The 21,325-nt window shown below is 72.1% G+C and carries 18 protein-coding genes; 10 read left to right on the top strand and 8 right to left on the bottom strand.

Annotated elements, in window-relative coordinates:
• The first annotated feature begins 23 nt into the window (after positions 1-23).
• A complete protein-coding gene (locus tag ACZ7GJ_RS10480) occupies positions 24-1,616 on the top strand; it encodes a hypothetical protein (RefSeq protein ID WP_470750747.1) in 1,593 nt (530 codons plus the stop codon).
• Between the two features lie 572 nt (positions 1,617-2,188).
• Positions 2,189-2,377 (top strand): antitoxin, encoded by a 189-nt coding sequence (locus ACZ7GJ_RS10475; protein ID WP_470750746.1) that lies wholly within the window; start codon positions 2,189-2,191, stop codon positions 2,375-2,377.
• A 58-nt stretch (positions 2,378-2,435) separates the two neighbouring features.
• Here the strand turns inward: ACZ7GJ_RS10475 and ACZ7GJ_RS10470 are convergent, their stop codons facing one another.
• From ACZ7GJ_RS10470 to ACZ7GJ_RS10450, 5 genes are all read right to left on the bottom strand, one after another.
• Positions 2,436-4,742 (bottom strand): Rv1355c family protein, encoded by a 2,307-nt coding sequence (locus ACZ7GJ_RS10470; RefSeq protein ID WP_470750745.1) that lies wholly within the window; start codon positions 4,740-4,742, stop codon positions 2,436-2,438.
• Between the two features lie 70 nt (positions 4,743-4,812).
• Positions 4,813-5,514, bottom strand: coding sequence for a hypothetical protein (locus ACZ7GJ_RS10465; protein ID WP_470750744.1), 702 nt, complete (start codon positions 5,512-5,514; stop codon positions 4,813-4,815).
• A gap of 98 nt (positions 5,515-5,612) precedes the next feature.
• Positions 5,613-5,735 (bottom strand): hypothetical protein, encoded by a 123-nt coding sequence (locus ACZ7GJ_RS10460; RefSeq protein WP_470750743.1) that lies wholly within the window; start codon positions 5,733-5,735, stop codon positions 5,613-5,615.
• A gap of 124 nt (positions 5,736-5,859) precedes the next feature.
• On the bottom strand, positions 5,860-6,735 hold the full coding sequence (locus tag ACZ7GJ_RS10455) for a helix-turn-helix domain-containing protein (protein ID WP_470750742.1): 876 nt from the start codon (positions 6,733-6,735) through the stop codon (positions 5,860-5,862).
• Between the two features lie 214 nt (positions 6,736-6,949).
• Complete coding sequence (locus ACZ7GJ_RS10450) at positions 6,950-7,312, bottom strand: subtilase-type protease inhibitor (protein WP_470750741.1); 363 nt, start codon at positions 7,310-7,312, stop codon at positions 6,950-6,952.
• A gap of 416 nt (positions 7,313-7,728) precedes the next feature.
• Between ACZ7GJ_RS10450 and ACZ7GJ_RS10445 the strand changes: the two genes are divergently transcribed.
• From ACZ7GJ_RS10445 to ACZ7GJ_RS10430, 4 genes are all read left to right on the top strand, one after another.
• The gene (locus ACZ7GJ_RS10445) at positions 7,729-8,898 is read left to right on the top strand and encodes an alpha/beta hydrolase family protein (protein WP_470750740.1); all 1,170 of its coding nucleotides are present in this window, start codon (positions 7,729-7,731) and stop codon (positions 8,896-8,898) included.
• A gap of 363 nt (positions 8,899-9,261) precedes the next feature.
• Complete coding sequence (locus tag ACZ7GJ_RS10440; protein ID WP_470750739.1) at positions 9,262-10,224, top strand: endonuclease/exonuclease/phosphatase family protein; 963 nt, start codon at positions 9,262-9,264, stop codon at positions 10,222-10,224.
• A 151-nt stretch (positions 10,225-10,375) separates the two neighbouring features.
• On the top strand, positions 10,376-10,717 hold the full coding sequence (locus tag ACZ7GJ_RS10435; RefSeq protein ID WP_470750738.1) for a CU044_2847 family protein: 342 nt from the start codon (positions 10,376-10,378) through the stop codon (positions 10,715-10,717).
• 3 nt (positions 10,718-10,720) lie between these two features.
• The gene (locus ACZ7GJ_RS10430; RefSeq protein ID WP_470750737.1) at positions 10,721-14,938 is read left to right on the top strand and encodes an nSTAND1 domain-containing NTPase; all 4,218 of its coding nucleotides are present in this window, start codon (positions 10,721-10,723) and stop codon (positions 14,936-14,938) included.
• A 42-nt stretch (positions 14,939-14,980) separates the two neighbouring features.
• On the opposite strand, the gene ACZ7GJ_RS10425 is transcribed toward ACZ7GJ_RS10430, so the two are convergent.
• Both ACZ7GJ_RS10425 and sigJ read right to left on the bottom strand, forming a co-directional pair.
• Positions 14,981-15,550 (bottom strand): DinB family protein, encoded by a 570-nt coding sequence (locus tag ACZ7GJ_RS10425; protein ID WP_470750736.1) that lies wholly within the window; start codon positions 15,548-15,550, stop codon positions 14,981-14,983.
• Positions 15,551-15,620: 70 nt separating this feature from the next.
• The gene (sigJ, locus tag ACZ7GJ_RS10420; protein WP_470750735.1) at positions 15,621-16,592 is read right to left on the bottom strand and encodes an RNA polymerase sigma factor SigJ; all 972 of its coding nucleotides are present in this window, start codon (positions 16,590-16,592) and stop codon (positions 15,621-15,623) included.
• 133 nt (positions 16,593-16,725) lie between these two features.
• Between sigJ and ACZ7GJ_RS10415 the strand changes: the two genes are divergently transcribed.
• From ACZ7GJ_RS10415 to ACZ7GJ_RS10405, 3 genes are all read left to right on the top strand, one after another.
• Positions 16,726-17,133: a hypothetical protein gene (locus tag ACZ7GJ_RS10415; protein ID WP_470750734.1), complete on the top strand. Its 408-nt coding sequence runs from the start codon at positions 16,726-16,728 to the stop codon at positions 17,131-17,133.
• Between the two features lie 185 nt (positions 17,134-17,318).
• Complete coding sequence (locus tag ACZ7GJ_RS10410) at positions 17,319-18,098, top strand: hypothetical protein (protein ID WP_470750733.1); 780 nt, start codon at positions 17,319-17,321, stop codon at positions 18,096-18,098.
• 187 nt (positions 18,099-18,285) lie between these two features.
• The gene (locus tag ACZ7GJ_RS10405; RefSeq protein ID WP_470750732.1) at positions 18,286-19,677 is read left to right on the top strand and encodes a hypothetical protein; all 1,392 of its coding nucleotides are present in this window, start codon (positions 18,286-18,288) and stop codon (positions 19,675-19,677) included.
• Positions 19,678-19,732: 55 nt separating this feature from the next.
• Here the strand turns inward: ACZ7GJ_RS10405 and ACZ7GJ_RS10400 are convergent, their stop codons facing one another.
• Positions 19,733-20,230, bottom strand: a complete 498-nt coding sequence (locus ACZ7GJ_RS10400; RefSeq protein ID WP_470750797.1) for a MarR family winged helix-turn-helix transcriptional regulator — start codon at positions 20,228-20,230, stop codon at positions 19,733-19,735.
• 84 nt (positions 20,231-20,314) lie between these two features.
• Here ACZ7GJ_RS10400 and ACZ7GJ_RS10395 point away from each other — a divergent pair, with 84 nt between their 5' ends.
• Complete coding sequence (locus tag ACZ7GJ_RS10395; protein WP_470750731.1) at positions 20,315-21,235, top strand: EamA family transporter; 921 nt, start codon at positions 20,315-20,317, stop codon at positions 21,233-21,235.
• Positions 21,236-21,325 lie beyond the last annotated feature (90 nt).

Here is a 21,325-nt window from a genome sequence, read left to right as displayed (position 1 = left end):
AGGCGTCCTGGCCACTGCCCGGCGTGACCGAGCCTGCGGTGCGGGAGGGCGTCCTGCGCGCCGCCCGGCTCGCCGCCGACGTACTGCGGCGTCGCCGGGAACTGTCCCGCCGGGTCGCCGTCATGCGGTCCGGGCCGGTCGTCGACCTGCCCGACGCGGTGCCCGACACCCAGCTCTCCCCCGCCCTGCACGGCCTGCTGCCCGAGCTGCGGGCGTACGACGAACGGCCCGCGCAGCCGCAGCCCGCCCTGCTGACCGCGGTCGCCGCCGATGGCCGACACCTGCGCGGGGAGATCGAGGACGAGGTACGGGTGCTGGCCCGGCCCGCCACCCCGCCGGAGTGGACGGCGCTGCTCGGCGGGATCGACGCGGTGGCCTGGCGTGCCGCCGGCGCCGCTACCCCCGACGAGCAGCGGCGGGCCCTGACCGCCCTGCTCGAAGTGTGGAGCAGGCAACCGTTCGCCGAGGCCGGCAGCGCCTGGCGGACCGGCCGCGCCGCCGAGCCGCGGATCGCCGAACTCCGCTCGGCCGGGGTCACCGTGGCCTCGGGCCCGGTCCGTAGCGGCCTCGCCCCCTTCCTCCAGCGCGCCGCCGACCCGGCCCCGGCCGACGCCGAGGACTGCGCGATCCACACCATCGCCCGGGACGACGCCGCCCGGCTCCGGCGCCTGTCGGCCCTGATCGCCGAGCACGGCCCGCTGCCCGTGCCGGAGGAGGCCGTGGACCTGTTCCGCTGGCGCACCGGCGTGCCCCGCCCGATCGCCGCCCTCGCGCTCGACGGCTTCCCCGGCAGCGCGGACTACGACGTGCACCGCAAGCTGCTGCGCGCCAAGCCGTACAAGGCGGACCGGGCCGCGGCCCAGGCCTACCACGACCTCCAGTGGCGGCTCGGCCCGGGCGGCCGGCGTACTGTGCTCGCCGCCGCCCTGCCCGCGGACCCGGCCGAATTGTGGGCACCCGGCGGGATGACCGCCGCCGCGGAGCGGATGGCCGCCGCCTGGACGGGGCTCCTCGATGCCACCCCGTACACCGACGACGGCAGCCACGCCGCCGCCCTCGCGGCGGACCGCGGCCTGCCGGAGGCCTGGGCCACCGCCCTGCTCACGGGCCGCGCCCCGGAGCCCCTGGACGCCGACGGGGTGCGGAGCGCTGCGACGGCCGCCGCCTGGGCCCTCACCGAACGCCCGATCGGCGATCCGGCCGCGACCGGTGCCCGCGCCCTGGTCGACGGGCTCGCGGACTCCCCGGCCGCTCCCCTCGCCCGCCTGCGGCGACTGGTGGACCGGTCCGCGGCCACCCCGGTGCCGCCCGGCCAGTACGAGACCAACCCGCTCTTCAGCGTCCCGGACCTGGTGACCGAGGCCGCGGCCGCGCTCGGTGTCAGCCGCGAGGCGGCCGCGCTCCACCTCCAACTGCACGCCCTGGGCGGCCCGGCCGACCGTACCGTGCGCCGCTGGAACACCTGGTCGCTCGAACACCACCGCGCCGTCCGCAAGGAGCTCACCGCCGCAAAGGCCCCCCGCCCTGCCCCGCCCGCCCCTGTGGACGACACCGCCGCGGTCCCGGCCCCCGTTCACGAACGCTTCGCCCACGCGTGGGCGCGGCAGGCGCGGTGAGGTGGTAGAAGCGGGCCAGCTCCGGGCGGGCGGCGTAGACCCCTTCCAGGATCACCGCGGCGCCCGGGGCGATCTCACGCCGCCTGTCCGGGGTGTCGGAGTCCTGCTCCACCTCGGCTATGAGGGCCTCCAACTCGGACAGCACCTCCGCTCCCCGGCCGTGCACGACGGCGACTTGTGTCGCATGGAAGACGGCTGTCCACCGGGCGACGGGGCTGCGGTCCCGGCCGCGTCGTGGGTGACCGGCGAAAGCCCGCGCCGCAGTCCCGGCCTCCTCGTACCGGCCCGCCTCGGCAAGCACGGCGATGCGTTCCAGGACCGCCGCTCGCCCGCCGCCGATCTCTCGTCTGAGCAGCCCGTACCCCCGCAGGTGGTCCCACATCGTCCGCATCAGGGTCACAAGGCGAGAGGGTACGGGGATATCGGATCGTGATCCGCCAACTGTCGCGACGACCAGTCTTCGCACCGCCGCCGTCAGGTGACGGTGTCGACCTCGTCCGTGGCCTCCGGGTGTGGGATTGACCCTCTTGGGTGACAGTGGAGGGGTCAGTTTTCCGTGAGGAGGACCCCCCATGTCCATGATCGACAAGCTCAAAGGCCTGCTGAAGGGCCACGAGGACGTAGCCCGTCAGGGCGTCGAGAAGGCCGGAGACGCCTTCGACGCGAGGACGGGGAACAAGTACCAGTCCCAGGTGGACACCGTCCAGGAGAAGCTGAACGAGCAGATCGGCAACCAGCCTCCGACCGACCAGCCGAAGTAGCCCTTGGCGGTGTCGCCCGTGACGGCCGCCATCGAGCCGTCCCGGGCGCCGCCGGGCCTCAGCCGCGCGGGTCGGGGTCGTCGAAGCTCAGTACGGTGTCGACCTCCCGGCGCAGGGCGTGGGCGGTGGGCGGCGGTGCGTAGGCGAGGCGGAACAGCAGCAGTTCGGTCTCGCCCGGGTGCTGCGGGACCAGGGCGGAAAGCCGCTTGCGCAGAGTCTGCAGGATCGCGGTTTCCGTCGCGTCGAGTCCGGTGCCGTCGCCGCGCTCCATGCGGGCGAAGAGGTACAGCAGGACGGTGACGGGCTGGAATCCGAGGCCCAGGGACGTCGCGGTGAGCCAGAGCCGTTGCAGGGCCCTGCCTCCGTCGAAGTGGGCGTGGGAACCGGTCCCGGTGGTGGTGAGGCAGCCGATCGCCGAGGAGCCCGCGAGGCTGGTGCGCGCGCCCTGCTCGAAGGCGCGGCCGCCGCCCATCTGCCGTACGAAGGCGAGGTGGGGCCAGTGCCGGGCGAGGGACAGGCCCGCCAGGTCGGTGCTGTCGGCTTCGAGGGTGGCGATGTCGATGCCGTCGCGGGTCCTGCGCACCTCCTCCGGGGTCCAGCGGAGCTCGCTCATCATTTCCCGGTGCAGGCGCGGGGACAGCATGCGCAGCCGGTCGCCGGCGCCCAGGATGTGCCCGGCCTCCTCCAGCTCCGGACGGTCGGTGATCAGGTGGAGGCGCGCGCCGCTGTCGGCCGCGCAGCGCATCAGGGCCTGCCGGTGTGACTCGTCCAGGGACCGGGCGGGGCCGGTGCGGCGGTTCGTGGCGCGCCGGTCGATCCAGTCGGCCAGTTCGGGCCGCGGTGTGTGCGGGGCCCTGGAGAAGGTGAGTTCGCACACGAGCCCGGGGTCGGCCGGGTCGGGCATGGGGCGTACGTGGCAGGCCCAGCCCGCAGCCCGGGCCGCGAGGTCGATGTTCTCGACGGCCGCCCCGATCGCCAGTTGGGTGGCGGTCCCCTGGAAGTCGAGGAGCGTCGACGGCTGCGTGTCGTCGGTGCGGCAGTGCAGCACGGGTCCGCGGGCGACGAACCTCCAGGGCTGGACGTTCCCGCCCGAGGGGGCCCTGGTTCCGTACGCCACGAGACGGCGGATGCCCTCCTCGCCCAGGACCTCGCCGGGGCCTGGCAGGACGAGCGGGGAGCTCTGCGGCTGCTCGGCCGCAGCCCCTGCCGGGCGCGCCGAGGACGGCGCCGCGGGCGCCGGGCGGGCCTGTGTCCAGTCGCGTACGAGCTCGGCCAGGTCTACGAGGAAGCGCCCCGAGCCGGTGAACTGCCCGAGCAGGACCCGGCGGGCGGTGTCGGTGAGCACGGCGGCGCCGAGGGCCACCCCCGAGGCGAGCTGGGGCCAGGAGGAGAGGGTGTGCCCGATCTCCATCAGTGAGGGGGCCATGCGCGCCGAGAGGTTCTCCGGGCCGAGGATCCGCAGGACGTGGGGGACCTTTTCGCGGACCGGCAGCCCCTTGAGGTCGGCGGCGGCCACGCCGTCGAGCAGGCCGTGCAGCACGGGCCGGTCCGGTTCGAGGTCGAAGCGCTCCACGTCCAGCATGCCGCGCTCGTTGGTCTCCATGAGCACCGCGATTCCGTGTGCGCGGGCGCGCTCCCGCGCGAAGACCTTGATGTAGAGGTCGTCGCACTCCTCGATGAACAGGTCGGCGCGGCCGTCTCCGGTGAGGAACGCGTCGACGTTGTCCTCGGTCAGGCCCTCCGGCCAGACCTCGATGTCGAGGTAGGGGTCGATCTCGTACATCTGCCGTGCGGCGAGGACCACTTTGGGCAGTCCGATGTCCGTGATCGAGGCGCGCAGCCGGTTCAGGTTCGAGAGGGAGAGCCGGTCGAAGTCCGCGAGCCGGAAGCGGCTGCCGACTCCTTCCTGGGCGAGGGTGAACGCGCTGGCGGCGCCCACGGAGAGTCCGGCCACGGCGATCGTCCTGCCGGCGAGGTCGGCCTGTTCCGCCGCCGTGATCTTGTACTGGTTGCGGGACTGGCGCAGTTCGCGGTACTCGGGCTCGGGCAGGACGTGCGCGAGCTGGCGGGACCACGGGTACCAGACCCAGGTGCCGTACTCCAGGGGCGGCTTCCCGCCGAAGTGCCCTTCCACCGCCGTCGCGAGTTCTGCGTCGCCCGGGCGCCAGGCGGGGCGGCGGGTGGTGAGCAGCTCGGCCACCTGTTCGGCCAGGGTGTCGCGGACCGCCGTCGCCTCGCCGCGGGCCAGGATGCCGGTCAGCTCCGACCGTTGGCCGGGGTCGCCCGCGGCGAACAGCCGCGGACGCCAGGGGTTCGCGCCGTCGGCGGTCCCGGCAAGGGAGTTGATGTGCGATTCCAGACTCATCGTGCACCTTCGGCAGATCGTGGTCGGGGCGGAGGCGGAGGCGGAGGCCAGAGCGAGAGGGGCGGCGGCGTCAGGATTCCGGCGCGAGCAGGGAGAGTTCGAACAGCCGGATGCCGAGCAGGCGGGCGCAGTCGCGCAGGACGTCCTCGGCCAGGTGTTCGTGCGAGTTCGCCAGCCCCCGGCCCAACAGGTGCAACGCCCGCGTGAGTCGCGCTTCCCGGTTGTGGAACGCGCTGATCCCGTCGAGGGAGTAGTACGAGGTGGCGCCGGGGAAGGGGACGTCGATCAGGGGCAGTTCCCACCGCCACCGGAATCCGCAGAGCGCGTACGTCTCGGTCAGCCGGGCGGAGCAGCTGGCGAGGATCGCCGTGGCGCCGAGTCCTTCGGTGGCGGCGATCCCGGCGACCATCAGCAAGGGGACGAGATCGCGCCCTCTCCAGTGCGGCGCCACCCAGGCCCCGGCGAGCTCCGCCACGGCCAGTCCCCGAGCGCGGGCCCGGGCGACGGCGGCCGATACTTCCGGGCTGCGCAGGTGGATCTCGGAGGGCAGCTCCCCCTTGACTCCGTGGTGGATGCGCAGACCGCCCACGAGCCGGCCGTCGTCGTCAACGGCTGCCACACAGCTCAGGACGTCGGCCCCGATGCGTGGGTCGCCCTTTCCGAACCTCACCATCGACTGGTGGCCGAGCCGGGCGTACGCCTTCTCCTGCTCGGCGAGGAACTCCTGGTAGAGGCGGTCCTCGTAGTGGATTTCGAACAGTTTGAAGTGCATGGGGCGGCCTCGGGGTGTGGGGGATCCGGCGCGAGGGCCCGGCCGCTGCCCGGCGGCTCAGCACCTGCGGGGCAGCGGGCGGCGCGGGTGGAGAACCGTCAGCGGCGGTTCGTGTCACCGCTCTCCCGACGTCTGCGGCTGCGTCGGCCGAGGGCTCCCGCCAAGCCGACCAGGCCGCCTGTGAGCGCGCCGGCCACGAGGATGCGCAGCAAGTCTTCCATCGAGTACTCCCCTCCGGGCCAGGTCCCGGCAGATGCTTCCATGTGCTCGGGTGCCTGACCGACTACGAACGGGGACACTAGCGACGTGCGGACCGCCTGGCTTGGAAAAATTTGACCTCGCTCCTCACAGGGCGAGGGCGCCCTCCGCCACGCGGGCGGCGGCCATCTGGCCGGGGGTGGTCCCGGCCAGGGAGCGGAACTCGCGGTTGAGGTGGGCCTGGTCGTAGAAGCCGCAGGCAGCGGTCACTTCGGCGAGGTTCGAACCCTCGCGGACGAGCAGCCCCATGGCTCGTTGGAAGCGCAGCACCCGGGCGGACATCTTGGGCGTCAGGCCGACCTGTTCGGTGAACCGGCGGACCAGGTAGCCCTGGCTCCAGCCGACTTCGGCGGCTATCCGGCCGACCGGGATCGCCCCGCCGGCGCGGGCGAGCAGCCGCCAGGCGTGGCTCACCTCGGGCGCGGGGCGCGGGCCGTGTTCGAGCCGGGTCGACAGCGCGATGTCCAGGAGGTCGAACCGGGCTCCCCAGTCGCGGGTGGTGGCCAGTTGCTCCACCAGCAGTCCGGCCCCGGGGCCGAGGACGTCGCTGAGGTCGACCACTCGGTTGGTCAACTCGCTCATCGGCATGCCGAACAGGCGGAAGGCTCCCAGCGGGGTCAATTCGAGCCGGATCGCCTCCTGGCCGCCGGGGTGGTCGCACACCCGGGACCCGTCCTCCAGGCCCGCGATCAGCGAGCCGGTCACCTGGTTGTTCGGGCTCGCGCCGTCCAGCCGGTGGATCTGCGCGAAGGGTTCGCCGAGGCTTATCACGACGACGGCCCGCCCCGTGGGAACCAGCCGCACCCGATAGGGCGAGGCCGCCACCGCCTCCCAGTAGCCGGCGTAGCTGTGCACGATCGGGCGCAACTGGGCGGGCCACGGCCGGGTCACCCGCCACCGGTCACCCACCCGGGTCATCGCGACTGCCCGACCTGCCATGGCTGTGCCTGCGACCACCGGCATGCCCCTCTCCCTCCCGTGGCGCCGGGCGCCAGGCGCCGGCCGGCCCTCGGGCCGGTGCACCTCGCCCCCTGCGAGACCCCGATCAGGTATCAGCATCCCAGAGAGAGCGGCCGAGTCGGAGCGGCGCCGCTCGCGCCGCGGCTCGCACCGGAGCCGCGGCCGATACGGCACGGTGGCGCTGCGGCCCGGCCGTGACGGCCGGGCCGGCGCAGGGTCAGAGTGCGAAGACCGCGTTGCCGTTGAGGGTCGCGGACATGACGCAGGAGTTGGAGAAGGTGTACTTCCAGGCGACGCGGGAGCCCTGCCACACGCCGTCCGCGGTGACGGTGACCGGGTCGTAGTGCATCGGACACGCCCGGTCCGGGTTCGGGGAGTCCAGCAGGCGGTCGAACGTCCCGTCGGTGGAGTTCAGGGCCGCGCAGGCGGCCTCGGGGTCGGGGTGGGTGCCCCGCGCGGCCGGCATGCAGCTGAGGGTGGACGCGCGGACCACGGTGGCCGTGTCGGCGTCGTCTCCCTGTGCGACGGCGATCACCAGGGCGGACGGGGCGTACAGGCTGTCGGGCTGGGCCGTCGCCATGCCGCTGGCACCGATCAGAGAGAGGAGGGAAGCGGCGAAGACAACTGCGATGCGGTGACGCACAACAAACTCGCTTTCGATTCAAAGGTTGAACGCGATATTTGATTTCGATACCACGCCCTGTCAAAGCCCAGAGTGTCCGATGTGAAGGCCTGATGCATATCGATGACCGACTTACGGACACCACGTTCGAATATCGGGCTCCGCACGCGGGTTCGGGCAGCTCACGGGCACCGCACCGACTCCGCCGCCGCATGCGTACGCGAGTGGCGCCCGGCCTTGACGTGCACCCCTGCCCGCTGTCGGCCGCGCCGGGTTCACCGAACGGCCATGGAGCTTGGCCGGATACGTACTGAACTCCCCCACCCCGCATTCCACTTAGGCAAGGCTTGCCTAAGCTGCCTTAGAGTGTCGACATGAAGAAGATCATCCGCATGCTGACGGCAGTGACGGCCGGTCTGGTCCTCGCCGCGCCCGGCACGCTCGCGACTCCCGCAGCGGCCGCGGCCGCACCGGAGAAGGCCTCCAGACTCGAACTCCCGGGGCCCACCGGCGCCTTCGCCGTAGGGCGCGACACCCTCCACCTCGTGGACCGGGACCGCAAGGATCCCTGGGCACCCACGGCCGCCCGGGAGTTACTGCTCTCGCTGTACTACCCGGCCCTCCCGCACACCGGAACCCCCGCTCCCTACATGGCCGTTCCCGAGGCCAAGGCACTGCTGACCGACCGGGGGCAGCTCGGCGACCACGCCACGCCCGAGCGCATCGCGGCCACCCGGACCAACGCGCGGGAGAACGCCCTGCCCCGGCCTGCGATGCGCCGCTACCCGCTGATCGTGCTCTCCCCCGGCTTCACCCTGCCCCGCTCCTCGCTGACCACCCTGGCGGAGGAACTCGCCAGCCGCGGGTACGTCGTGGCCGCCGTGGACCACGCGTACGAGTCGGACGGCACCCTCTTCCCCGGCGGGCGGATCCTCAACTGCACCGCGTGCGAGCAGGTGTTCCCCGACAGGTCGCTGCACCGGGTATCCGACGGGCGGGCCCGTGACATCCCCTTCGTCCTCGACCGCCTCACCGGCCCGGGTTCGACGTGGCGGTACTCCTGGCTGATCGACTCCCGGCACATCGGGATGGCCGGCCACTCCATCGGCGGGGCTGCGGCCTCGGCCGCGATGGCCGCGGATCCGCGCGTGGACGCCGGGGTCAACATGGACGGCACCTTCTTCACGCCGATTCCCGAAAGCGGCCTCGGCGGACGCCCCTTCCTGATGCTCGGCGGCGACCCGGCCCTGCTGCCGCCCGACTTCCCCGACACTTCCTGGGAGGACAACTGGCCCCTGCTGGACGGCTGGAAGCGCTGGCTGACCGTCACGGGAGCGGGGCATCCCGGCTTCACCGACTGGCCGGTGCTCGGTGACCAGGTCGGGTACGCCCACCCCGAGACGCCGCTCTCGGGCACCCGCTCCCAGCAGATCACCCGAGCCTACGTCGGCGACTTCTTCGACCTGAGCCTGCGCGGGATCCCCGCGCCGCGCCTCGACGGCCCGACGGCGGCCGACCCGGAGGTCGTGTTCCACCGCAGGTGATGGCCGACCGCAGCCGACCATGTCAGCGGATTTGACCCGGGATGAACCGGGATGTCATGGTCGGCTCGTCGCCAAGTCGGACATACCCCCACAAGGTCCGGCGTTCAGGCTTGTTCGATGACATGTGACGGAGGTGGTCGTTGTGTTGTACGGCGAACCTCCAAGTTGCGCGCATCTTCTTCCGCTTCTGACGCTTCTTCCGCTTCTTCCGCGCTGACCGGCTGATCCCTCCCCCAGCCGCCTCTCAGCCATGGGCCGGCCGCTGCCCGGCCCTCCGTCGACTTCTTCACCGAAGCCCCGCCCCGGTGCGCCCCGGCGGCTCCGAGCCGCTCCGTTGCCGCACCCGCAACACAGCGAGAGTTCATGAACCTCAGCGCACGGCGGGACGGCTCGGGGTTCCGCCCCCGTCACACCGCACGCATCGCCGTCCCCGCACTCCTCCTCGCCCTGACGCTGCTCTTTCCGCGGCTGCTGCCCAACTGGCCGGGCAACCTCGGCAGCCTCGCCGAGACCCTCCTCCCGTGGCTCGGCATCCCGGTGGCGATCCTCCTGGCGTGGGCGGCGGTACGCGGCTCACGTCTGGGGAAGGCCGCGGCGCTGGTGCCCCTGGTGGCCTGGTGCCTCCTCTTCGTACCCGCCCTGGCGATGGCCCCCCGTACGGGGCACGCCGACTTCAAGGCCCTGACCTTCAACGTCGGCGGGGACCGCACCACGCCCGAGGCCGTCGCCCGGGAGGTGATCGCCACCGGCGCCGATGTCGTCGCCCTGGAGAAGGTCCCCCTGTCGGACATCGCCGGATACAAGAAGGCGCTCGCCGGGACCTACGGCCACCACACCACCGGCAACACCCTCGGACTGTGGTCGCGCTACCCGCTGCGCGAGGTCGAGGAGCTGGACCTGGGCGGCGCCTGGCCCCACGCGATCCGGGCCGTCGCCGCCACCCCCGGGGGCGATACCGCCGTCTACACGGTGCGCCTGCCCTCCGTACGGGTCCGCGCGAGCGAGGGCTTCACCATCGGGCGCCGGGACGCCGCCGCGGCCGAGCTGGCCGACCGCATAGCCGAGGACCCCGTCGGACGCGTGATGCTGCTCGGCGACCTCAACGGCAGCCTCCACGACCGCGGCCTGGCCCCTCTCACCCGCCACCTCAAGCCCGCGCAGGAGGACGCGGGCCGCGGTTTCGGCTTCACCTGGCCCGCCGCCTTCCCCATGGTCCGGATCGACCACGTGCTGCTGCGCGGCCTGGAGCCCGCCACCACCACCGTCCTGCCCGACCTGGGCAGTGACCACCGGCCCGTCCTCACCGGGCTGCGCCCCATCGCGTGATCGGCGCCCGGTCCGGACCGGCGGACCGGCGGACCGGACCGACGGGCACGGAGTCATGCGTACGGGCCGCCCCGGATGCGCCCGCCGCCGGATGCGCTCACCATCGCATCGAGGGGGCGGAACGGCCGAGGCCGCGGGCGGAGGAGGAGCCGTGACGCATCTGGCTCGGATTTCCCTGGCAGACGGTGGCTACCTGCTGGTCGAGACGACGCCGACGACAGAGGGGCCTGTGAAGGCCGGCCGCATCGGCGAGGTCATCCAGGAACTGCCCAAGAGTCTGCAATCGGCCCTGGGTTCGGTGACGGACGCGGCCGGCGCCATGCTCGACCAACTGCGCAAGGCGAGCCCCGACGCGATCAAGATCGAGTTCGGTGTCGACCTCGCGTTCGAGGCCGGAGCCGTGATCACCAAGACCAGCACCAACGGCCACCTGCGCGTGACGATGGAGTGGAAGAAGAGCAGCCCCTCGGGTGCCGAAGCACGCGCGGACTGATCCGTGGACATCACCGGCCGGCCTCCGGACGGAGGCAGCGGCGACAGCGACCAGGACTCCCGCGACGCGGGACTGCTCCGGGCCGTGGCCCAGGTCCTCGGTCCGGACGACCAGGTGGTCGGCGTCGGCTTCCTCGTCTCCGAAGGTGTCCTGATGACGTGCGCGCACGTCGTACGCGCCGCGGGCGCCGAGCCCGGCGACAGCCTGCGGCTGGCCTTCCCGCACCTGGAGGGCGTACCCGAGGTCGAGGGGCTGGTCCTGGCGGACGCGTGGCGCGCCCCGGAGCACGAGGACGTGGCCGTCGTACGCCTGGCCACCGGCGCCGAGGTCATCGCGGGCGTCGCACCGCTGCCCCTCGGCTCCGCCGCGGGCTCCCGGGGCCACAAGGTGCACTCGTTCGGGTTCCCGGCCCAGGCCCCCGTCGGCGGCCACTTCGGGTACGGCACGGCCGGCGCCCTGCTGCCCGCCACCGAGGGCCGGGCCGCCCACCTGCAACTCACCGGCGCCAACGACCTGACCACCGGGTTCAGCGGCGGGCCGGTCGTCGACGAGACGACCGGCCTGGTCATCGGCATGCTCACCGAGATCACGGCCCCCGACGAGCACGAGCGGGGCCAGGCAATCGCCTACGTCACCCCGACCCAGGTGCTGCGGGAGGTCTGGCCGGAGCTGACCGAGCGGGACGTATGCCCCTACCGGGGGCTGGAGGCGTTCGGCGCGGAACACGCCGAGTGGTTCGAGGGCCGCAAGGACGCCGTCCGGCAGGTGCTGGCGAACCTCGCCGAGCAGCAGCGGGTGACGCTGCTCCTCGGCCCCTCCGGCTCGGGCAAGTCGTCACTGGTGCAGGCCGGCGTGCTGCCGGCCCTGGCAGCGGGCGAGGTACCCGGCAGCGACCGCTGGCTGCCCGTGGTCGTCCGGCCCCGGCAGAACCTGCTGCTGGAACTCGAACGCTCGGGACTGCCCGGCGCGGTCGGCGACGGGATCGGCGCGGCCGTCACGCGAAGGCTCAGGACCGAGCCCGGGCGCCGGCGCGTCGTCCTGGTCATCGACCAGTTCGAGGAACTCCTCACCCGGCCCCTGACCGGCCGGGACCGGGACCTGCGCCTGGCCGCCACCGACCAGATCACCACGGCGGTCAAGTCGCACTCCGCGCTCTTCGTGATCCTGGTCATGCGCGACGACTTCTACCCGCAGCAGGCCGCTCTCGCCCCCAAGCTGCTGGAAGCCGCGATGCCGGGGCTGCTCAACATGCCCGGCACGCTGAGCCAGGACGATCTGAACGCCATCATCACGCGGCCCGCGCTGAAAGCGGGCGCCCATTTCGAGCCGGGCCTGCCCGAGCACATCATCGATGACGTCCTGGCCAGCACACCCGAGGGGAGGACCACCCGGCTGGCGCCCGTCACGGTACTCCCCCTGCTGGAACTGGCCCTCAGCCAGCTGTGGGAGCGGCGCCAGGACGGCTACCTCACGAACGACGCCTACCACCGCATCGGCGGCGTCACCGGGAGTCTGACCACCTGGTGCGACACGGCCCTCGATCAACTGGACCCCGATCACCTGCCCATCGCACAGCGCATCCTGACTTCCCTGGTCCGCTCCGCCGACCCGCGCCACAACATCCCTCCCGTCCGGGAGCAGGTCACACTGCAGGAGCTGCGGGAGATGGCGGCCGACCCCGGCGAGGACAGCGGCGAGGGCACCGGCGGCGACGGCAGTGGCAAGGCCGTCGAGGAGGTCCTCGACACCCTCATCGATCACCGCATCATCACCACCCACACGCCGAACGTCTCCCTGGTCCGCAACGCCCCTCCCGCGCTGCCGGTGGCCGAGTTGATCCACGACGCCCTGATCCGGGACTGGGGCACCCTGCGCGAGTGGGTCGAGCAGGACCACCGCTTCAAGGTGTGGCTCGACCAGACCCGTTCGCGGTACGCGCGCTGGGCCGAAGGCAAGGATGCCGGCGACCTGCTCGGCGGAACGGCTCTCGCCGAGGGACTCGACTGGTCGCACCAGCGCCGCCTGCCGGGCAACATCGCCGGCTTCCTCAAGGCCAGCAAGGACCACCAGCGCGCCGCCATCCAGCGCAGCAGACGCCTCAACACGGTCCTCGCCGCCCTGCTCGTCCTCGCACTCGTCGCCGCCGCGGGAGCGCTCTGGCAGTGGAGGACGGCCATCGACCGGCGGGAGACGGCACAGTCCCGCCAGCTCGCCGCCCTGTCGGAAACCCTCATCGACACCGACCCCGACCTCGCCTCGCTGCTGGCCGTCCAGGCGTACCGGACCAAACGCACCCCCGAGGCCGTCGCGGGCGTCGAGGACGCCGCGGTCCTTCCGCTCAAGCGGCGGCTGACGGGCCACACCCGCGCCGTGAACCGGGTCGTCTTCAGTCCCGACGGGCGCACCCTCGCCACCGCCGGGCACGACAACACCGTACGGCTGTGGGACGCGGCCACCGGCAAGAACCACACCACCTTGAAGGGGCACGGCACCGTGGTGTGGTCGGTGGCCTTCAGCCCGGACGGAACCACCCTCGCCACCGCCGAGAACGACAACACCGCGCGGCTGTGGGACATGGCCACACACACCAACCGCACCACCCTGAAGGGGCACACCGCCGCCGTGTACTCGGTCGCGTTCAGCCCGGACGGAACCACCCTCGCCACGGGCAGCCGCGATGCGACGGTCCGGCTGTGGGACGTGGCCTCCGGCAAGAGCGAGGCCGTCCTGAAGGGCCACACGGCCGCGGTGAGCTCGGTCGCGTTCAGTCCGGACGGCGACACCCTCGCCAGCAGCGGCCCCGACAAGACCGTGCGGCTGTGGGACACGGACTCCGCCACGACCCGCAGCATCCTGACGGGTCATACCGGCACCGTGTACTCGGTGGCGTTCAGCCCCGACGGACGCACCCTCGCCACCGCGAGCCACGACTGGACGGCGAGACTGTGGGACGTGGCCACGGGGAAGTCCCGCATCACCCTGGGCGAGCACACCGACATGGTGAACTCGGCGGTGTTCAGCCCCGACGGGCGCACCCTGGCCACCACCAGCCACGACAACACCGCGGTGCTGTGGGACGTGGCCACCGGCAGGTCCCACAACCACCTGTTCGGCCACTACGACGCGGTGGTCTCGGCAACGTTCAGCCCCGACGGGCTGACCCTCGCCACCGCCGGCCACGACACCACCGCACGGCTGTGGGACGTTTCTCCCGGCAAGAACTACGCCGTCCTGAGAGGCCACGCCAACGCGGTGCGGTCAGTGGCGTTCAGCCCGGACGGAGCCACCCTCGCCACCGGCAGTTACGACCGGACCGTACGGCTGTGGGACACGGCCACGCACAAGAGCCGGGCGGTCCTGAAAGGCGGCCCCCTCCAAGTGGTCTACTCGGTGGCGTTCAGCCCCGACGGACACACCCTCGCCACCGGCGGCGTGGACACGGCCGTAGGGTTGTGGGACGCGGACACGGGCAAGAACCGCACCAGCCTCAAGGGCCACACCGGTGCGGTGATCTCGGTGGCGTTCAGCCCCGACGGAGACACCCTCGCCACCGGCGGCTACGACGGCACGGTCCGCCTGTGGGACATGTCCGCACCGGCCGAGAAGGCCACAGTCCTGGCCAAGCACGACGACATGGTGGTCGCGGTGGCGTTCAGCTCCGACGGACGGACCGTCGCCTCCGCCAGCGGCGACAACAACATCCGGCTGTGGGACGTGGAGACGCACAAGAACCACAAAACCTTCAAAGGCCACACCGACACCCCCTGGGCCGTGGCGTTCAGCCCCGACGGACGCGTCCTCGCCAGCGGAGGCCGTGACGGCACCGTCCGCCTGTGGGACGTGACCGGGGGCGGCAAGGACACCATCCTGACGGGCCACTACGACCCGGTGGTCTCGGTGGCGTTCAGCCCCGACGGGCGCACGCTGGCCTCCGGCAGCCAGGACGGGACCGTACGGTTGTGGAACGTGACCACGCGCAGCAAGCGATTCACGATCCCCCAGGCCGACTCCGTGTTCGCCGTCGCCTTCAGTCCCAACGGGCACACCATCGCCACCGGCGGCGCCGACGCCACCGCGCAGTTGTGGGACGTCGTGCTCCAGAAGCCGGCCGAAGCGATCGAGGAGATCTGCCGGTCACTCGCCCGCGACCTGACCGACGAGGAGCGGACGTCCTACCTGCCGGGCCAGTCGGTCGGCCCGGTGTGCCCGACCCCCCGGTGACGGGCCGGAGCCTGCCTCGTCGGGGGTCTCATCCGGAGCGCCTCACTGGCCCACCCGTCCGTCGACGCATTCGCGCAACAGGTCGGCGTGCCCGCAGTGGCGTGCGTACTCCTCGATCCTGTGCACCATCAACTCCCGCACCGCGATCCCCTCCTTCCCCACGCGCTCGCCCAGATCCGAGTGGGCGGCCAGCGCGGCGTCGGTCTCGGCCTGCTCGCGCTCCAGATCGCGGTACGCGGCGTCGACCACGGCCTGCTCGGCCACGGCTCCGTCGAAGTCCCCGTCACGCCGGCCGTACAGCTTGGGCAGCGGGTCGCCGTCGCTGATCCAGTTGCGCCAGTCCCGCTCCACCTCGGCGAGGTGCCTGAGCAGGCCGAGCAACGACATCGTCGACGGCGGAACCGACCGACGGGCCAACTGCTCCGGGTCCAGGCCCTCGCACTTCATCCGCAGGGTCGTGCGGTAGTCCGTCAGGAAGCCGTCGAGCGTCGGGAGCTCACCGTCCGGACCGACTCCTTCGCTGTTGCGGGGGTCGTCAGCCGGGTCCGCCCACATGTCGGGGTAGACGGTCGACCGGGTCCAGCGCGCGGGTTGATCGTTCATGCGCTCCATCCTCTTGCAGGAGGCCGGAGCCCGCCAGTGAGTTTGTCCACGGTGGTACGGGCTCCGGACCCTGCTGACCTCAGCTCTGTCCGTACTCGGTCCACGGGCGGAGCTTCTCCGGGTTGCGGACCGCCCAGATGCGGGTGATGCGGCCGCCGTCGCCGAGGCCGAAGGCCGCGACGGTCACTGCGACTCCGGCGTGCTGGGCGACCAGGCCCGGCTGGCCGTTGACCGTCCGCTCCAGGAGCGTCAGGCCGGGGGCCTTGTCGGCGATGAAGATCAGGTACTCGGCGATGTTCTTGGCGCCCTCGACCGGGCGCAGGACGGTGCCGACCAGGCCGCCGCCGTCGGAGACCATCGTCGCGCCGGGGTCGAGGAGGCCGACGAGGGCCTCGATGTCCTTGGCCTCCCACGCCTCCTTGAAGTTCCTCACCAGGCCGGCCTGTCCGGCCGTCGCAACCGCCTCGGTCCGTGCGGCGCGTAGGCGTCGACGGGCCGAGGTGGCCAACTGGCGGCACGCCGCGGGCGTCCGGCCGACGATCCCGGCGATCTCGCCGAAGGGGTACCGGAAGACGTCGTGCAGGATGAACGCCACGCGTTCGGCCGGGGTCATCGACTCCAGTACGACGAGGAAGGCCATGCTCACCGACTCGTCCAGGGTGATCCGGTCGGCGGGGTCGACCGGCTCCGCCCCGTCGCCACCGCCCGCCTGCCCGCTGAACCACTCCGTACGGTCGGGCAGCGGCTCGGGTATCCATTCGCCGACGTAGCGCTCGCGCCGGGCCCGCGCCGAGCCGAGCATGTCCAGGCAGACACGGCCGACCACCGTCGTCAGCCAGGCGCCGGGCGACTGGATGGCCTCCTGCTGCGGCTGTGACATCGCGTACCAGCGGGCGTACGTCTCCTGTACGGCGTCCTCGGCCTCGGAGAGCGAACCCAGCAGCCGGTAGGCGAGGTTGGTCAGCCTCCGCCGCTCGGCGACGATCGCGCTCAGGGCAGGCTCGGGGCGGTCCTGCCGCAGCTGGGACGGGCTGCTCGTGGGCGTGCTCATGTTCGCGATCGTTCCCTGGTTCGTGTCGTCCGCCACCGCTCTCCACGCCTCGCCTCACATTTCGCGGGGCCACGTCGTCGGAGTACCGAGACAGTACCGATCAACCGCGCGAGGCAGAAGAGGGGTCCACATCATGGCCGCACAAACGACGGCAGTACCCGGCAAGTCCACGTTCGTGCAGGTCGCGATCGCCTTGCAGACCTTGGCCATCTTCTTCCAGGCGGCCACCGCCGGACTGCTGCTGTCCTCGTCCCACGGCGAGCTGCTGCACGGCGTCGGAGCGCGCGTGATGTACGGCGCGTCGATGCTCTACGTACTCGCGGCGATCCTGGCGTGGCGGCCGGGCGGCGGGTCGCCGCGGCCCATTCTGTACGCGTCCGGCTTCCTCGTACTCGCTTCGGTGCAGGTGGTGTTGGGTATAGCGCGCATGTCCTCGCTCCATGTCCCCCTGGGTGTCCTGATGTTCGGCCTGAGCATGCTGGCGCTGGGCCAGACGCTGTCCAACCGCCTGTCGGACCGCCCGCGTCCCGGGGCGGCGTGACCGAAGGCCGGGCTGATCGTTTCCTTGGGTGCCGTTGTGCCGTGCCGTGCCGTACCGGATTGGCCGTGGGGGGATAGGAATCTCCGTATCGATGCAGGGCATCTTGCCAGGAGGGCACAGCAGCGGCCTGGAAGTGAGTAGCATCCCGCAGCAACAACGCGCGGTACGAAGAAAGCGAGCCCGCAATGGCCAACGAGCCCGACACCACGACCATCCAGAACGTGTACGCGGAGCGGTTCGCCGCAGACCTTGAGACCAACCGCAAGGAACAGGACGTCGTTTCCTCGCAGATCGCGGAGCTCGGGGAACGCCTGAAGCAGCTGAAGACGGACGAGAGCTGGCTCTCCGGCATGCAGAGCGGGCTGCCCCCGAAGGCGGAGGACAACGCCGTTGCCGCCGACGGCGATGGCCAGGAGCCGGCGGAGGCGACGCAGGCGCAGGCACCGCAGGCGCAGACGCCGGCGGAGACGACCGGGACCGTCCCCCGGCCCCGGCGCGGCAGGAAGGCGCCGCAGGCCAAGAAGGCCGCGAGCGCCCCCACTTCCGGGACGAAGGCCAAGGCGGCCGTGCGCAAGCCCGCCGTGAAGACGGCCAAGAAGACCGCCGGGGCCGACGGGGACTCGAAGCCGAACGCGACTGCGAACGCGACTGCGAACGCGAAGGCGAGCGTCACGGAGCCCCCGCTGCGTGAGCTCGTCCTCGCCCTCCTGGTCGGCGCGTCCGAACCCCGTATGGTCAGCGAGGTCGCCACGGAACTCGCCCAGACCCACCCCGGCCGGACGCCCTCCACCCAGGTGGTGCGCAACACCCTCGAAAACCTCACCAAGAAGGGGGCGATCGAGAAGGAGCACAAGCAGGGCTCGGTGATGTACACCGCCCCTGTGACGGCGGCCGACCAGCCGGCCACCGCCGTCGCCGCGACTCCCGGGACCGCCCCCGCCGTCGAGAAGGCCACGGAAGTCTAGGACCCCGGCCGGGCGGCCCGTGGAGCACGTTCCCGATGCTGCCGTACCGCCCGGCGGCCGCTCGCGGCCTGCCGCTGATGCTGCCGGGCGGCGGCCGACCGAGGTGACTGCCGCCGCGCGCACATGACATGATCGACTTTCGAGTTACTAACGAGTAACACCTCCCCCCATCGAAAGTCACACCTCAGTGCGCACGTTCGCCACACGCCTCTTACTTCCCGGCCTGACCACACTGGCCCTCGCCGCCACCGGCTGCGCCTCGACAGCGCACACCAACGCCGCCGAACCGGGCAGCCCCGCGAGCCTGGCACCGACGGTCGAGGGCACGCAGCAGCTCGACGTGGCCGCCGCGCCGCAGGGGACGCCCACTCCCACCGCCGTCGCCCGGACCCGTACCGGCAAGGGCCCGGAGAAGTCCTCGCTGAAGGTCGCCTCCTACGACAAGGCCAACGGACGGGCCGTCATATCCTCGGCTCCGCAGAGCAGTTCGGCCGCAGCGAGCCCCTCCCCCACCGCCGGGCAACCCGTCGCGGTGGGTGACGTCATCGCCAGCGCACCGGCGCCCGGCGCCCCCGACGGCCTGCTCGCGAAGGTCACCGAGGTACTCGGCAAGACCGACCGCGGGACCGAGGTGAAGACCGCCTCCACCACGCTGACTTCCGTCCTCAACGACGACAAGGCCGACGGCAAGGTACCGGTCGACCCGGCCTCGGTCACCGTAGAGCCCCTGATGAAGGGCGTCACCTTCTCCTGGGCGAAGGGCCAGGGCGTCCAGTTCGGACCCAAGGGCGCGACCCTCCCCCTCGGCAACCTCCGGCTCGACGTGGACGCCTCGGTGGACACCGCCCAGGACGCCCCCGCGTCGGCAGGGGCGTCGGTGTCCGGCTTCGTCCAGCTGGCCCCCGAGGTGGAGTTCTCGTACGACGGCAGCTCGGGCGGCGGCCGCGGCCCGGGCTCCGCCTTCCTCGGCATGAGCGGGGACTGGTCCTCGCAGTGGGAGCTCAAGGGCCGCGCCGCCGCGAGCACCGGGGCGCCCAAGCGGATCCCGTTCGCCAAGCTGCACAGCGCCCCCGTCATCCAGGTGGGCCCGGTGCCCGTCGTCGTCAACCTCGACCTGACCTGCTACGTCCAGGTGGAGGCGGACGGCCGCGTGACCCTCGACGTCCAGCAGGACGTCAAGGGCGACTTCCGCGTCGGCGGCAGCTACACCTCGGGACAGGGCTGGACCCCCGTCAGCACGTCGGCCGTGCAGAGCTCCCCGGTGAAGGCGAGCGTCACCGCCGCCGGACGGGTCAAGGGCGCCCTCGGCGCCGAGGCCTCCGTCGGCCTGTACGGGGCCGTCGGCGTGACGGCCGACTTCGCCCCGTACCTGCGCGGCGAGGCCGACGCCAAGGCGAGCGCGTCGACCGACGGCAAGACCGCGGTGGACGGCTCCTGGGCGGTGCACGGCGGCTTCGACCTCAGCGGGCAGCTCCACTTCGAGCTGTCCCTGTTCGGCACTCCGGTCATCGAGCGCCGCATCCCGCTGGGCACCCTCAACCGCGAGTGGCTCCTCGCGAGCGGCCGCACCGCGCAGTAGCAGCACGTCATTTCCGCGTCTGCCGGAGGCCCTGGGACCGAGCGTCCCGGGGCCTCTACGCGTCCGTGGGCGGTTCGAGCCTGGTCAGCCAGGCGGCGAGCAGTGATTCGAGCTGAGCCGCCTCCTGCGCGGTGAGCAGGTCGAGCAGGTTGCGCTCGTTGCGCATGTGGTCGGCGAACGCCGCGTCGATGACCTCGCGCCCGGCCTCGGTGAGCGCGACCACCCTGCCCCGGCCGTCGGCGGTCGAGCGGCGGCGCGTGACCAGGCCGCCGCGTTCGAGCCGGTCGATCCGTTTCGTCATCGCGCCGGTCGTCACCATGGTGTGCTCAGCCAGCTCGCCGGGCGCACGCTCGAAGGGCTCGCCCGCACGGCGCAGTGCGCACAGGACATCGAACTCGCCCTCACCCAGTCCGTGCCGCCGGTACACGAGGCAGAGCCGCTCCGTCAGCAGCGGTGCGAGGCGGTGCAGCCGCCCGATCACGCCCTGGGGGCTCACGTCCACATCGGGGCGCTCCCGCTGCCACTCAGCCTGGATGCGAGCGACGTGGTCCATCGTCTGGTCCTGATCCTGGTGCTGATCCTGGTGGTTCGCCTTCACCGGTCCATTATATCTTCCCGGGAAGATATAATAGCTTCCATGGAAGCCAATCTCCGATGGTCGGTGGTCACGGCTGTCGCCCCGATAGCGTGGGGTGCGAACTACTACGTCACCCGCGAGTACCTGCCCGCCGAGTACCCGCTGTACGGCGGCGTGCTGCGGGCCCTGCCCGCCGGCCTGCTGCTCCTGGCCGGGTGCCGGAAGCTGCCCACCGGCTCCTGGTGGTGGAAGTCCCTGCTCCTCGGCGTGCTCAACATGGGCGGGTTCTTCGCCCTGGTCTACGTGGCCGCGCAGCGGCTCCCGACCAGCGTCGCCTCGATCGTGATGGCGACCGCCCCGCTGGTCCTGATGCTGATCGCCTGGGCGGTCCTGGCCGAGCGGCCGGGGGTACGGCACCTGGCCGGCGCCGTCGTCGGAGTCGGCGGGGTGAGCCTGATGCTGCTCACCGCGAGCGTGGAAGTCGACGGGTTGGGACTCCTCGCCTCCGCGGGCGCGATGCTCATGTCCTGCCTCGGCATGGTGCTCGCCAAGCGGTGGAGCGCGGAGGCCGGAGTGCTCGCCTCGACTTCCTGGCAGCTCGTGGGCGGCGGCCTGGTGCTGCTGCCGCTGGCCGTCGCCGTCGAGGGCGCACCGCCGGCCCTCGACCTCCCGGCCGTGCTGGCCTTCGGATACGTCGTCGTCGTGGCGACGGCACTGTCCTTCGCCGTCTGGTTCGCGGGCATGCAGCGACTGCCCGCGGCCACGGTGGGCCTGATCGGCCTCCTCAACCCCGTCACGGGCGTACTGCTGGGCACGGCCATCGCCGGCGAACCCCTCACACCCCAGCAGGCCTTCGGGCTCGTGCTCGCCCTGACCGGCATCCTCCTCGGCCGCCCGACCCCACCCCGCCCCGTACCCAAGGAGCCGACGACGCTGCCCGAACCGGCCGACGGACTTAAACCATTCCGATCGCTTCCTTAAGCGGAACCTAAGACTCACCCACGGGACCCCGAAACGAACGAATGTCCGTTTCGGGGCGGCTAGCGTGCTGCCGCACCCCAACCCCCGGCA

This window comes from Streptomyces sp. NPDC037242 (assembly GCF_055604165.1).
This window is presented reverse-complemented; position numbering and strand designations above follow the sequence as displayed.